At 46.4% G+C, this 14,492-nt stretch carries 8 protein-coding genes; 6 read left to right on the top strand and 2 right to left on the bottom strand.

The window, feature by feature from the left end; translation table 11 throughout:
• Positions 1-53: 53 nt before the first annotated feature.
• Together IUA53_RS18650 and IUA53_RS18645 are read right to left on the bottom strand one after the other, a co-directional pair.
• The gene (locus IUA53_RS18650; RefSeq protein WP_196897554.1) at positions 54-3,002 is read right to left on the bottom strand and encodes a TonB-dependent receptor; all 2,949 of its coding nucleotides are present in this window, start codon (positions 3,000-3,002) and stop codon (positions 54-56) included.
• A 67-nt stretch (positions 3,003-3,069) separates the two neighbouring features.
• Positions 3,070-5,742 carry a glycoside hydrolase family 16 protein gene (locus IUA53_RS18645; RefSeq protein WP_196897553.1) on the bottom strand — a complete coding sequence of 891 codons (2,673 nt, stop codon included), beginning with the start codon at positions 5,740-5,742 and terminating at the stop codon, positions 3,070-3,072.
• 480 nt (positions 5,743-6,222) lie between these two features.
• Between IUA53_RS18645 and IUA53_RS18640 the strand changes: the two genes are divergently transcribed.
• The 6 genes from IUA53_RS18640 to IUA53_RS18615 all read left to right on the top strand — a co-directional run bounded on the left by IUA53_RS18640 (position 6,223) and on the right by IUA53_RS18615 (position 14,461).
• Positions 6,223-7,569 carry a GH1 family beta-glucosidase gene (locus IUA53_RS18640; protein WP_196897552.1) on the top strand — a complete coding sequence of 449 codons (1,347 nt, stop codon included), beginning with the start codon at positions 6,223-6,225 and terminating at the stop codon, positions 7,567-7,569.
• 33 nt (positions 7,570-7,602) lie between these two features.
• Positions 7,603-8,943: a glycoside-pentoside-hexuronide (GPH):cation symporter gene (locus tag IUA53_RS18635; RefSeq protein ID WP_196897551.1), complete on the top strand. Its 1,341-nt coding sequence runs from the start codon at positions 7,603-7,605 to the stop codon at positions 8,941-8,943.
• 61 nt (positions 8,944-9,004) lie between these two features.
• Positions 9,005-10,006 carry a LacI family DNA-binding transcriptional regulator gene (locus IUA53_RS18630; RefSeq protein WP_196897550.1) on the top strand — a complete coding sequence of 334 codons (1,002 nt, stop codon included), beginning with the start codon at positions 9,005-9,007 and terminating at the stop codon, positions 10,004-10,006.
• Between the two features lie 77 nt (positions 10,007-10,083).
• Positions 10,084-11,166 (top strand): methyl-accepting chemotaxis protein, encoded by a 1,083-nt coding sequence (locus tag IUA53_RS18625; RefSeq protein ID WP_196897549.1) that lies wholly within the window; start codon positions 10,084-10,086, stop codon positions 11,164-11,166.
• Positions 11,167-11,225: 59 nt separating this feature from the next.
• The gene (locus IUA53_RS18620) at positions 11,226-12,731 is read left to right on the top strand and encodes a sensor histidine kinase (protein WP_196897548.1); all 1,506 of its coding nucleotides are present in this window, start codon (positions 11,226-11,228) and stop codon (positions 12,729-12,731) included.
• Positions 12,732-12,886: 155 nt separating this feature from the next.
• Positions 12,887-14,461 carry a methyl-accepting chemotaxis protein gene (locus IUA53_RS18615; protein ID WP_196897547.1) on the top strand — a complete coding sequence of 525 codons (1,575 nt, stop codon included), beginning with the start codon at positions 12,887-12,889 and terminating at the stop codon, positions 14,459-14,461.
• Positions 14,462-14,492: the final 31 nt, after the last annotated feature.

The following is a 14,492-nucleotide window of genomic DNA, read 5'->3' as shown; positions in this document are numbered from 1 at the left end:
ACCGGCTAAACTTAGGCGGTGGTTTTTATGATAACCATGGGCGGCGTTATTATTTAGAACGTGTAACGCGCACCAAATGTATAACGTGGACCATATTGACGAGCAAATAAGAATTGCTCTTCAAAGCGGCCAAAGCCACGTTCGGTTTCATCGTTAATGTTCACCCCTTCAAGGAAGACGGTTAAGTTCTCATTAACGTCGTAGTTCACGCTGGCGTCTACTTGTCCGTAGGTATCAAATTGAGTAGCAGGGTTGTCTTCCGAGCCTTGGGCTTGGCCCATGCCTACTAGGTATTGGTCACGCCATGCATAAGTGACTTTTACCGACAAACCATTCTTCTCATAAAACACCTGGAAGTTGGCTGAATCACTAATACCCACAATCGGATTTTGCTCTGCAGTTAAATCGTATGGGTCGTAGTTTACGTCGCCATCAACGATAGTGGCGTTTGCGCCGACACCAAACCCGGTATCACCAAAAGTATGTTGAACCGCAATTTCTAAGCCTTCAACCGTGCGCTTGTCGCTTAGGTTACGAGGCTGCGTGACTCGCCATTCAATCAGAGGATCGTCAGAAGTAGGGGACACCACACCGTTTTCATCAGCATAACCATTTTGTACAAAGTAATCGTAAATGGCAGAGTCAGTTGCCTGAACCCCATCAGCTTCTAAAGCCGAGACTGCTTCGTTCCAACGTGGACCTTGATAAATATCGTGAAGCCCTTCGTAGGTTTCTTGCACTGACGTGTAGGAGATGTAGTTCTTCACTGATTTTCTAAATAAGCCCAGTGACGCATAGCTTGCTTCGTCGTAGTACCACTCAAATGACAAGTCTAAGTTGTCTGATAAGTAAGGCAGGAGACTAGTGTTGCCGGCTGAGGCTGTACGAGCGCCAATTTTCGGACTGCCGCTAAACGACAAACCGCCTTGTAACAGGCCAATAGGGGCACGGGTTATCGACTTACCCCACGAGAAGCGAGCTACAATGTCGTCGGTCAAGTCAACTTTTACGTCGAACATCGGCAACGCAATGCTGTACTCACCGGTAAAGTCTAGTAGCTGAAGGTCATCTTCGAAATCGGTGACCCACTCAGAGGCTGATACCCAATTAACTTGCGTAGGTACACGTACTTCGGCGGCACTAGGCACTTCCGTTTCTTCGTAGCGAACACCGGCATTCACTTGAATGTAATAGCCTTTGTAGTCGAAATCCCATTCAGTTTGAACATAAACTGCATTGGTCACTTCCTCAACGTTACTGACAGAAGGGTCGCCACTAAAGTAAGGATCGGTAGAGTAAACGTTACTTTCACCCACAACATCTGCAGTTAAATAGGCCAATTGACGCGCAATGGCTTCATCAAAATCAAAGGTATAGTAGTAGCCTGGGTTCATGTCGGCACCGCCACCGTCAAAGGCATCTAAGAAGCCATCGGTGTCGTGACGTACGAACATGCTATCGGGAAAAATCTCGGTGTACGAGGGGTTAAAACCTGGGCCGCCTCGTAATCCGCTCCATGCAGTGAAGCCAGTAAGTGCTTGCTCGGTGCGCGCTACACCAAAGTCAACTTTCACAAGCGGGATATCAAAGGCAGAGTTAAACCAGGTTCCATCCAATTGAAGCTGCTCTATATCAGAACGGCCCGGTGAATAAATAAACTGACTGAAGTTTGAGTCTATCTCGCTAGGAAGGATTTCATTGGTTCCGTTATTCCAGTTTACGTATACTTGAGGAATTTCACCTTCCCTGAAATCATAAACCTTTGAACTAAGTTGGTCTGAACCTAAGATAATTTGACCTGAAGAGCCTAGGCCTTCATCGTAGCCATTGTCAGTCTCGTTATAAGAATCGTGGTAATCAAGGGTGAAATGCCAGTCATCATTCAATTCCCAATCTAAGTTTACACCTAGAGAGCGGGCATCCACGCGGGTGGTATTGCGGCTAGCAGTAAATGAGGCGTCATCCCCACTGATGTCGGCGTAAACCGCAGTGCCATTTTCATCTAGCTCATAAGCATTGATGTTAGAACCAAAGTTATTCCAAATACCCCAACCTACTGTGTTAGTGCCGGTAATGGCACGCGTAGCTGTGTAATCCAGGGTGGCCGTGAAGTTGTCTACAGGGCGGAATTGAAAGGTAACTTGTCCGTTTGAACGCTCACGTTGAACATCATTGATACTGTAGTTCATGTCTTTTGGAAAAAAGGCAGCGTCAGTAATATTCGTGCGATTGTCGATTACATTGGCGGCATCTAAATCAGGCAGTTCTGCATTTTCCTGTAATACCCACCCTTGAATGTTGGCAGATTGTTGCTGGAAGTCGCGTTCCTGGTGAGAAAATGACACGCCAAAGCCAAATCGGTCATCGGCAAAGGTGTTGCTATAAACACCGGCTATTTCAGGGGTTACATCATCGCCTTCAACATTGGATGTGTCGTAAATCCCTTTTGCTGAGAAAGATGCCTGTTGACCCGGACGCGCTAACGGCTTCATGGTGATAATGTTAACTGTTGCGCCTAAACCACCACTTGGGTTTTCAGCTCGAGCCGTTTTGTGTAATTCAAGGGTGTTAACCCCCTCTGAAGAGAGGTTTTCCAGATTAAAAGAACGGGTGAAACCTGTGCCAGGCATTTGACGACCGTTCAGAGTAACCAAGTTAAACTCTGGCCCAAAACCACGCACTGTAATTTGGCTACCTTCACCGTTTGAGCGGCTAATGGTAACACCGGTAATACGTTGTAGCGCTTCGGCAAGGTTGGTGTCAGGAAATTTACCCAACTCTTCGGCCGATATGGCATCAACCACACCGCTAGAGCTGCGCTTTAAATCCATTGAACGAATCATGCTGCCGCGAATACCACTGACCTGAATCACTTCTACTTCGCCTTCAGGCTGTAATTCTGCATCGGCTTCTTGCGCGTAAGTTGGAAGTGCTAATGATGAGCCCATCAACAAAGCCATTGAGGTGGCAAGTTGGGTCTTTTTAAAGGTTGTATTTTTCATAATTGCCCTACTAATCTTTTCACTGTTTAACCGCCGCCGCTGAGAATAGCCGGCGGCAGTAGCTTTGTTATTGCGCTGCTATTTCAACATTGTCCATACGATACACTGCGCCTTCGCCCGCGCCCCAGGCTGGGAACACCATAATGACGTCGATAGCACTGATATCTAAACCTGCGTCGTAAAGGGTTTGCAGCGGAAAGGTATAGGTCTGCCATTCGCCCAAGACTGGGTCTACACCCTCTAAGCTATCAGCTAAACCTAACTCCACAGCGGTAGCTGCATCGCCAGATTCAATTTTGAATAGCCAAGGGGCAGAAGTGTCGTTTGGCATTGCGCTAACTTTCAGGTCAAAGCTAACCGCACCGGTAGACAACAAGGCAGACGCGTCAAAGTACACGTCATCGTCAGCCAAAAAGCCCATTACCGTCGGCGTGGCGCCAATACGAAACTCGGCGACCGTACCGTGGTCAGCATCATCAACTTCTTCGGTGGGGGTTGAACCGCCACAACAATCCCAGATAGACCATTGGTCAGCGGCGGTGTCTGCAAACACAGTAAGACCTTCTGCCACAGTCGCGTCACCGTCAGGGTGATAAAGTTTTACGTTATCAAGGCGATAAACAGCACCTTCACCGCTACCCCAAGCAGGGAATACCATAAGTACGTCGATAGCACTGATGTCGAGGCCCGCGGCTTGCAAGTCAGCAATGGGGAAGGTATAAGTTTGCCATTCGCCTGCCACAGGCGATTGCCCTTCAACGCTATCCGATAGTGACAGCTCTACTGCACTGGAAGCATCATTAGACTCTACTTTGAATAACCAAGCGGCGCTGGCGTCATTTGGCATGCTAACCACACGCATATCGAACTGAAGTAGTCCACCATCAGCTAACGCCGACGCGTCGAAAGGTGTATCACCGCCACCTGAAACTGGGCGAGTAATAAAGCCCATTACGGTAGGTTCAGCACCAATACGAAATTCAGCGGTCACACCATGCTCTTCGTTATCGATTTCTTCTGTGGGGGTAGACCCACCACAGCAATCCCACATTGGCCAATCAGCATTCATCTCATCTTCGAAAATCACCAATTCTGGATAGGCTGATTCTTGAGAAATTTCGATGTTAGTCATGCGGTATACTGCACCTTCACCGGCGCCCCATGCTGGGAATACCATAATGACGTCGATAGCGCTGGTATCTAGGCCAACTTCGGCTAATGCGCTTAAAGGAAATTCATAGGATTCCCACACCCCTTGTTCGGGTGTCGCGCCAGCGTCTGCATTAGGCCCTACATAGCCATCCATCAATGGCAGTTCTACCGCCGTCGTGCCTTCGCCACTTTCTATTTTAAATAGCCATGCTGCCGATGCGTCTGCGGGTGAAGAAACCATCTTTAAGTCAAACTTAACGCTGCCGTTTTCTTCCATTGGCGAGGCGTCAAATGGTGAGGCTTCGCCTTCTGGATCGGTAATGAAAAGTTCGCGGCTGATAAAGCCCATTACGGTAGGTTCAGCACCAATACTAAATTCGTAAACGTCGCCTTCTTCGCTGTCTTCAACAATGGCGGGTGTGGTACCACCGCAGCAGTCCCATGCAGGCCAGTCAGGGTTTGTTGTACCATCGAAAATGGTTAGATTGACCGCAACGCCTGTTGAAGGCGCCGAAGGAATGGGGGCTGCACCTTCTACTAACGCGTCGTCCAGTGAGTCGTATCCAGGACGAATGGTTTCACAGCCCGCGCCCGTTTCAGGGTCTGAACCACATTCGTACACACGAACATAGTCAATTTCGAAGCTCTGTCCATTCGTGAACGCTTCGGGATCGATGCCTGTTTCATTGACTGCTTCAGGCCAACTACCGCCTACCGCGAGGTTTAAGATCATGTAGAATTCTTGGTCGTATGGGGCATTGTCCCAGTGAGTAACCAATTCTCCGGTACCCTGTTCAAAATATTCAGTGTACCAACCACGATGTGATAAGCCTGTGGCTTCACCGTTGCTGTTATATCTTACTTCAGAACGACGTTGGGTAGCATAAAGGTAATCGTCCATATACCAACGAATTTCACCTTCTTGCCACTCGATGGCGTAAGTGTGGAAATCGTCTGCTGGATTCGACCCATCAGGTAGCGAGTAGGCTTGGCCAGAACTGTCGTTGTTTGGCCATTCTTGACCATAGTGTAGCGTTCCATAAATATGCGCTTCAGGATTACCGTCAGCATCTGCAGCTTTCAAGTTCACTGCTTCCATAATGTCGATTTCGCCAGAACGCGGCCAACCACCGTATACGCTATCAGTTGGCATCATCCAAAATGCTGGCCAACTGCCTTGACCCTCAGGTAACTTGGCGCGTATTTCAAAGCGGCCATATTTAAAATCTGCTTTATATTGGGTAATCAGGCGTGCCGACGTGTAAGGCTTTGCCGCCCCTTCTTCTGCCGGCAAAGCGACAATATTCAGTACACCGTCACTAACGAACGCATTTTCTTCACTATCGGTATAACATTGGGCTTCATTGTTACCGCCACCATCGCAGTTAACTTCATGAGTCCATTTGTTGTCGTCAATACCCGTATCGTCGAATTCATCGCTCCATACGAGTTGCCAATCACTGACAGGTGCAGAAACGTCAACACTGTCGATGTCAGTTGAGGTGGTGGCACCGCCACCGCAGCCAAATAGGGTAGTGACTGATAACGCGGCTGCTATCCGCGTAAGTTGAGTTGCTTTTTTAGTCATTATTTTCAGCCCTGTTCAATAGAAGTTAGTTGTAATCATTGCCGCGATGGCCAGTAAAAAGGGTGCTGTAAGCGCTTACAAAGTCAGAAAAATAAAAAGGCCTTCTGAAAGCGCTTACATTAAATTAATATATCAACGAGAAAAAATCAATCATCTTCTCATTAATTTAACATTTAAACGCATGTTTGATTTTGGTGTTTGCAACAGGGGTTGCCCATTTCTAAGGGCTTTTGGGGTGTTTTTGCACACGGGAAAATGTTGATTTTATTTTGGTTTACTGCATTTTTACAACTGGAGTGCCAATTATTTGTTAAATGTAAAGCTGGTATTTTGTGTAAAAGTAACGCTAATATAAATGAAATGAAAGCGCTTACAAGATTTGGTAAGCTCAAATGAATTTAGTGGTCGTCTTTGCCGTCTTATTAGGCAAGATGAATCGCCTTGTCGTAGTAGCTATTTTTAAATTAGGGCTGTTAACTCATGGATATATTGGCCGAAGCAGGTTCTCCATTCGCGCAACGTGATTTTACGATTGGCGTGGCCACGTCGTCGTTTCAGATTGAAGGTGATGCAGATAACAGAGAGTTAAGCATCTGGGACACTTTCTGTAACAAGCCCGGTAAAATTGCAGATGCCAGTCATGGCCTTGTGGCCTGTGACCACGTTAACCGCATAGAAGAAGACCTCTCTATCATTAACGCCTTAAATGTTGATGCCTATCGTTTTTCAGTGAGTTGGCCGCGGATAATAAGACAAGATGGTAGCGTTAATCAGCAAGGCTTAGATTTTTACGGCAAAATTCTAGATACCCTTGCACGCAACAATATTAAGGCCTACGTCACTTTGTATCACTGGGATTTGCCTCAGTATTTGGAAGATACCGGCGGGTGGCTGAATAGAAAGACAGCCGACGCATTTGCCAATTATGTCGATGTCGTCACAAAAGCCTTTGGTGACAGGGTTTTTTCCTACGCGACGTTAAACGAACCTTTTTGCAGCGCCTATTTAGGTTATGAAATTGGTGTGCACGCGCCAGGCTTGGTGGGTAAGGAATATGGCAAAAAAGCCATTCATCACCTATTGTTAGCCCATGGCAAAGCCATGCCTATTATCCGAAAAAATGCGCCTAAGGCAGAAGCGGGGATAGTGCTGAATTTTACCCCGTTTTATTCTAACTCACCCAGCGAACAGGATATACGTGCCACGAAACTGGCTCACGATCACCATAACGACTGGTATATAAAGCCGCTTATTCATGGTGAGTATCCCTCACTTATCGAGCAAATACCGCAGGCACATCGTCCGGATATTAAAGACGGCGACATGGATATTATTGCGGCTCCTTTAGACTATTTAGGGGTGAATTATTACACGCGGGCTAAAGTGAAAGATGATGGCACTAGCGATCCGTGTCAGCTCCCCCCTCCTGAAGGCAGTGAAACCACGGCAATGGGGTGGGAGGTTTATCCACAAGGTTTAACGGATTTACTTATACAACTGCATACTGATTACACCTTACCGCCGTTGCTCATTACAGAAAATGGCCTCGCAAGTGACGATTTTCTTAACGACGAAGGTGAAGTTAACGATACGCAGCGTATTCGATATTTGACCACGCATTTACAGGCGGTGGCCAATGCGATGGAAGCTGGGGTGAATATTACGGGGTATTTTGTGTGGAGTCTGCTAGACAACTTTGAATGGGCTTTAGGGTATGAAAAGCGATTTGGCATAGTCTATGTGGATTACAGTACCCAAAAGCGCACGCTAAAAGCGAGTGCAAAGAAATTACAAAATCTGCTCATGCAACGTAAAGAGATGCTTTAATACACTTATAACAATAAAATAACGGTGAAGCTTATGGTGAGTGCAAAGGAGAAAATTGCCTACGGGTTAGGCGATACAGCAAGCAACTTCATTTTTCAAACCGTGATGTTGTTTCTGACATTTTACTACACGGACGTGGTGGGCTTATCGGCAGCTGCCGTTGGAAGCATGTTTTTATTAGTGCGGATTTTTGATGCGATTACCGACCCTCTTATGGGCTCGCTAGCGGACAGAACACGCACCCGTTGGGGATCGTACCGCCCTTACTTGTTGTGGTTAGCGCTACCTTTTGCGTTATGCAGTGTACTGGCCTTCACCTCTCCTCAATGGCTCCCCGAAAACGGCAAGCTTATTTATGCTTTTGCCACTTATGCATTGTTAATGTTGATGTATACCGCCATTAATATTCCCTATTCTGCATTAGGCGGTGTGATGAGTGCAGAATCTTCTGAACGAGTATCCATACAGTCATATCGATTCGTTTTCGCCATGGCTGGTGGGCTACTGGTGACTTCGTTTATGTTACCGTTAGTTGAATGGCTTGGAGAGGGAAACGAAGCGCTGGGGTATCAGCGCGCAATGATGGTTATGAGTGCTGTTGGTGCCATGCTATTTTTACTTTGTTTTTTAGGCACAAAAGAGCGAGTGCCTCCCTCTAATGATGCGCCAGTAGCCTATAAGTCTCAACTTGCGGCGTTATTTAAAAATGACCAGTGTCGGGTGCTTTGTTTGGTGGCAATAGTACTTCTGACAGGCATGGTAATGCGTAATACACTTGCACTATATTACGTGAAATATGTATTACAGCGTCCAGAGTCTGCCACCTTGTTTGTGACCGCCGGCATGATCGGCAGTATTATCGGATGTGCGCTGGCCAACCCTGTAGCCAAACGGTTTTGTAAAATCAAAGTGTATATTGGCTTACAAATAATCAGTGCCTGTCTTTGCGTTGTTAACTTCTTCATTCCTTATGATGCGTGGTACGCCGCTATTTCTTTGCACTTTTTATGGGGGCTGTTTTTGCAGATGGCGACCCCTTTGTTATGGTCGAAAATTGCGGATGTAGTGGATTATGGCGAGTTTAAAACTGGCCTAAGAATGACCGGCTTAACCTATTCTACCGTGGTATTTTTTATCAAAGTTGGTTTGGCATTAGGAGGAGCGCTGGCTGGTTGGCTACTTGCGTTTTTCAATTATCAAGCGGGCGTGTTCAACCCAGATGTCGCGCAAGGTATTGTTGCCTTGTTTTGCATTGGGCCTGCAGTTGCTTCAATAGGTGTTGCGATAATTATGCGCTGGTATACATTAGATGACCAAACCGTGGTGTCCATACAAAACGCGCTGGGTTTAACGACAAAAACAAATAACGCCTAACAGGCATTTCTCTAATACAGCAGGGATAAGTACACGGGAATCGATGTATTTTTAGAGCACTATGGTAACAATTAAGCAAGTCAGTGAATTAGCGGGAGTGTCTTCAGCAACCGTGTCACGTGTGATAAACAACACAGATACAGTAAAGGAAAAAACACGCAAACAAGTTGTCGATGCCATGGAAAAGCTAGGCTATCGGCATAATGTTATTGCAGCTTCACTCGCCTCAAACAAAACACATACCGTAGGTTATGTGGTGCCAGAACTACATGGTTCGTTTTTCGGTACTATGATGGCGGGGTCGGAAAAGGTACTTAGACAAGCCAACAAACACATGTTTGTGGTTACAGGTCACAGTGATGAAGACCTTGAAAAGAAAGAAATTGAAGCGCTGCTAAGTCGCCGTTGCGATGCACTTATACTGCATGTGGAAGCGGTGAGTGATGCCTATTTGGTTGATTTAGCCAGCCAAGATGTGCCCATGATTATAGTTAATAGGTACATCGAGGACATTGGTGAAAAGTGCATCAGTTTAGACAATGTACTGGGTGGATACTTAGCAACACATCACCTTATTCAACTAGGCCACAAAGACATTGCCTATGCCGCTGGTGCGTTATTTAAAGCTGATGGTATTAACCGCCTAACCGGGCATAAAAAAGCGTTACAGGAAAATGGGCTTAGTTTTCAAGACAGCATGATGGCAGAAGGTAACTTCCAGGCTTTTTCTGGTGAAGAGTGCGTAGACGAATTAATGGCTCGCAAAGTGCATTTTACTGCCATTGCGTGCGCGAACGATGAAATGGCCTCAGGAGCCATAAATGCATTGCGAAAACATGGCAAACGGGTACCAGAAGACGTATCGGTTATCGGCTTCGATAACGTGGATTTTGCCAGTTACCTAACGCCTAAACTCACCACCATTGACTACCCCATAAGGGAAATAGGTGCGATGGCGGCGCAATGGATTTTAAATCATGCTTACGGAGATGGGAAAATGTCTATTGAGCACATTCTGGCGCCTCAAGTCATTGTGAGAGGTACAACCGCAAAATTAATATGAGATTCGACTTCAGACTAATGGTGGAAGTGCCGACACATCTGTTACCCTGAAAATAATTTATCTAATTTGGTACACCTATGTTTGTCTCTCGCCATCGCTATGAAGAAAAAGCGGCTGAAGTATCGCAACTCCAACAACAATACCACCAAGCGCTTGACAGAATAAGCGCGCTAGAGGCTGAAAATCAGTCGCTACATCAACAAAATAACGAGCTGCAGCAGTCACAGTCAACCCAATACGCGCCTGGGATCACCAAGGGCTTGCTTGATTCATTGCAGCAAGTGGGGGGAATCAGAGAAACGGTATTCGCTGCATTTGAACACATAGATGCAGAAAATACAGCCACCGCAGATATTGGCCAGTTATTTAGTGATTCTTCCGGTGTATTGGAAAAAATCATCAAAGACATGGGGGGCCTGAGCTCTCAAATGAGCAGCATGAGCGAGCGCATTTCAGGGTTATCCACCACAGCTGATAACATCAACAAGTTTGTTTCTACGATTACCAGTATCTCTGATCAAACTAACCTGCTAGCACTGAATGCGGCGATAGAAGCTGCCCGTGCAGGTGATGCGGGTAGAGGCTTTAGTGTAGTCGCAGATGAAGTTAGGGCGTTGGCCACCGAAACCAACAAATCAGCGACGGAGGTGTCTGAGTTGGTTAACGGTATCATTCAATCCACAGCGAAAGCAGTGTCTGGGGTTAATGAGCTACGAGGCAACAATGAAGCCCTTGAAGTTGGCATCAATACGCTAAACAACAGCTACGAAGTGATGGTCAACCATTGCGATAGCATGCGAAGCACCATAAGCACAGGCGCACTCAGTGCATTTATTCAAACCGTTAAACTAGATCACGTAGTGTGGAAATCTGAGGTTTATGCGGTACTGTGTGGCTATAGTAGCAAACAAGCCAGTGATTTTGCTGACCATACACAATGTCGTTTAGGTCAATGGTATAGCGACAATCGGAATGCTCAATTGGCCCAACTTTCAGCGTTTAGAGAGCTTGAAGCCCCTCACGCTGCGGTTCACCAACATGGCGTGGCGGCACTGCAAGCCAATATGAAAAATGACCCTCATACTGTAGAAAGCAAAGTGCTGGAAATGGAAAAAGCAAGTGAACGCGTCATGATGGTATTGGATAAACTCACTCAGTAATCTTGGGCTATACTTACCCATAAGGGAAAACACTAGCCTTAAGTCAGGAGAAAGAGATTTTGGAGCATTCATCACAACAAGGTGAAGCCAAAGAAGTCGCCGAACTTAAGGCTAAGGTGAGCTCACTTGAACGCCAATTAAAGCGTCAAAAACACGCCCGAAAAAATGCGGAGTGGTTTTTAGAAAGCTACTCCAACGACGCCTATCTTGCTAACCAAGCTTTACGTAAAGCGCTTCACGAGAGTAAAAAGCGTGAACGAGAACTTCTCTATTTAAATCGCTCTGCTTCTCAACTAACGCAATCCGACAGCGGATCGGGCTTCATTTTTTCCGCCCTCAAGTCGGCGGTGGAATTCACCGATGCCTATTGCGGTATTGTGCTCATCACCTCGCCAGGAAAAGAACCTGAAATAGCGGACGATAAGGTGTGGACCCACGAGGAAGGGTGGATAGATGCCCCTGATATGGTGAGTACTATCTTGGAAGCGCTGCCTCTTTCTTACTGTGACGACTATTCTCACTGGTGTGTTAGTGCAATCGATAACCCAAGGATTGAGCAAGAGGTGAGGTTACTCCACTTTATGCAAAAGCTAGGCAAGGATGAAAACGCTTGGTTAGCATTGGTGACTAAAGACGACCATTTAGATGAAGAAATGCTGCATATCTTAGACACCACGAAACATTACCTGCAATTTGGCTTGGGTTATCAAAGCACTAAGCACGAGGTTAGGCATCAAAAAGCCGCGCTTTCATCCATGCAAGAAAACCAAGCACATTTACAAGAGAAGCTGGTTTCTGCCGATAAAATGGCCATGCTCGGACAACTAGCAGCGGGTATTGCTCATGAAATTAATAACCCCATAGGGTATGTGAGAAGTAATACTTCAGTGGCGAAAGATATCTTTAAAGATTATCAAAGTGCCCTTGGCGATATTCAAGGTTTGTGTGAGCAAGCAGGGGGCGACATCCTAGCGCGTTTTCGTGAGTTTGAAGATAGATACTCTCTAAACGAAAGTGCTGAAGCTATTGCCGAAATGTTCGAAGAGTCATCCGAAGGCATTGAACGTATTGTCGAAATAGTTAAAGCGCTTCGTAGTTTTTCATACCCGAGCGCAGGCAAGCGTAGTGCCGTAAGCCTAGTGGAAGCTGTGAATTCCGCGGTAAAACTGACAGCCAACTTACATAAGTACAAAAACAGCGTTAACTTTATTGCGCCTTCTCATGATGTGCAAGTACTAGGAAATGCTGGGCAAATTCAACAGGTATTGGTGAATTTACTTACCAATGCTATTTATGCTACACCTGAAGGGAAAAGCATTTTTATTCGCTTAGACGAGACAGATACGTTGGCCATACTCAGCGTTGAAGATCAGGGGCACGGCATGTCAAAAGATGTGATAGATAAAATGTTTACCCCATTTTTTACCACGAAACCGCCGGGGGATGGCACGGGATTAGGGATGTCTATTTCGTTAACCATTATTGAAGAGCACGAAGGCGAAATTGAAGTGGTGAGCCAAGAAAATCAAGGGACAACCGTATCGGTTTCGCTTAAACGTGCCTAATTCACCTCGGTACGTATTTGATAGAGAGTGACTTTTTAAAGATGCTACTTTAGTATACAAATTTGTGAATTGTGTTCTAGGCTTATTGTTATGCCTGACAATAACGAACAATTTGTATCACGCTGTGATAACGTTTGATGGAGATAGCGTAAACTATGAGAAGTAATCAGCCCGTCACTCAACGCGAGAACGTATTCCCTCCCCACTACCGTCTTATATCCGCTACCGACCGCCAAGGTGTTATTCAGCACTGCAACGATGAGTTTGTGGAAGTGAGTGGCTATTCCCGCGAAGAGCTTGTGGGTCAACATCATAACCTTATTCGGCACCCTGATATGCCAGCATCCGTTTTTAAAGAGATGTGGGCGACCCTTCAGGCGGGAAAAAGCTGGATGGGGCTGGTTAAAAACCGGTGCAAAAATGGCGATCATTACTGGGTGTCGGCGTTTGTGACGCCGGTGTATGAAAATGGCAATATTGTGGGCTACGAATCTGTCAGGATCGCAGCCCAAGACCATGAAAAAGAAAGAGCGCTAGGAATTTACCACCGCTTACAGGAGAATAAATCGCCGGTCAGTATGATGAGTAAAGCCGCTTCTTTACTCGCTTCCGTCTATCCAATATGGCTCATTGGTATCTTACTTGCGATAGGGGCGGGGGTTGCATACGGCGCATTCGCAGGCTTGTTAGCCCTGATGGCTTCCCTTGTTATGCTCTCATGGCAAAGTAGCGTTAGCCGCGTGCAATGGAAGGGGCTTTTAGCGTTAAGTCCCGCTAGCTACAGCAACGATATTGTGGCGCAAACCTATTATCAGGATGTGAACTATATTGCTCAAGCTAAGCTAGTACTTGCCTGTGAGCTAGCCAGAACTCGTACGGCGCTAACGCGAATTAAAGATGCTTCATTTGGGCTAGAGACAATCGCATCCACCACACATTGCCAAGCAGAAACAACCAGTGCCGCCGTAGTACAACAAAATCAGGCGACACAGCAAATTGCATCTGCCGTTACCCAAATGAGCCAAGCCATCCAAGATGTGGCTCAACGTGTGGAGGCCAATGCTGCAAGTGCGCAAACTGCAGCAGACAATGTTAAAACCGGTAATGACAAAGCTGAGCAATCCATGCAGGCTATTTTGCAGTTACGTCAAGCCGTAGAATCTATTTCTCATACAGTAACAGAACTAGCCCAATCCACCTCTGATATTGGCGAAGCTGCCAGTATTATTTCCACGATTGCCGATCAAACCAATTTGTTAGCCCTTAACGCAGCAATAGAAGCCGCTAGAGCAGGTGAACAGGGAAGGGGCTTTGCTGTGGTGGCCGATGAAGTGAGAACATTAGCCTCAAAAACACGAGAGTCCACGGATAAAATACACAACATTATTCAAGAATTAGAAGCGCGTACCGAACGCGCTGTAAAAGTGTCAACGGAAGGGCTAAGTTCAGCAGAACACGGCACCGAAATTGTTGAAGAGACTCGAGGGGCGCTTAAAGAAATTAACAATGCAGTTTCTGGTATAGCCTCTGCCACTGTTGAAATGTCGTCAGCCGTTGAACAGCAAAGTACCGTGGCCGACCATATTAATCAGCAGCTTGTAGAAGTGGCTGACGGTGCGCAAGACACCCAACAAGCCTCTGAAGCGTCACTGAAAGCCAGTAACGACCTTAAAACAACAGTAGAACAAGTGCATTCGCTTATTCTCCGTTTTAGCACTGACAAGCGCTAGACTCATTTGTGGATAGTTGCCCGCGCGAAAC

The sequence above is a fragment of the Alteromonas sp. B31-7 genome (assembly GCF_015767655.1).
In the GTDB taxonomy this organism is placed as follows: domain Bacteria; phylum Pseudomonadota; class Gammaproteobacteria; order Enterobacterales; family Alteromonadaceae; genus Alteromonas; species Alteromonas australica.
This window is presented reverse-complemented; position numbering and strand designations above follow the sequence as displayed.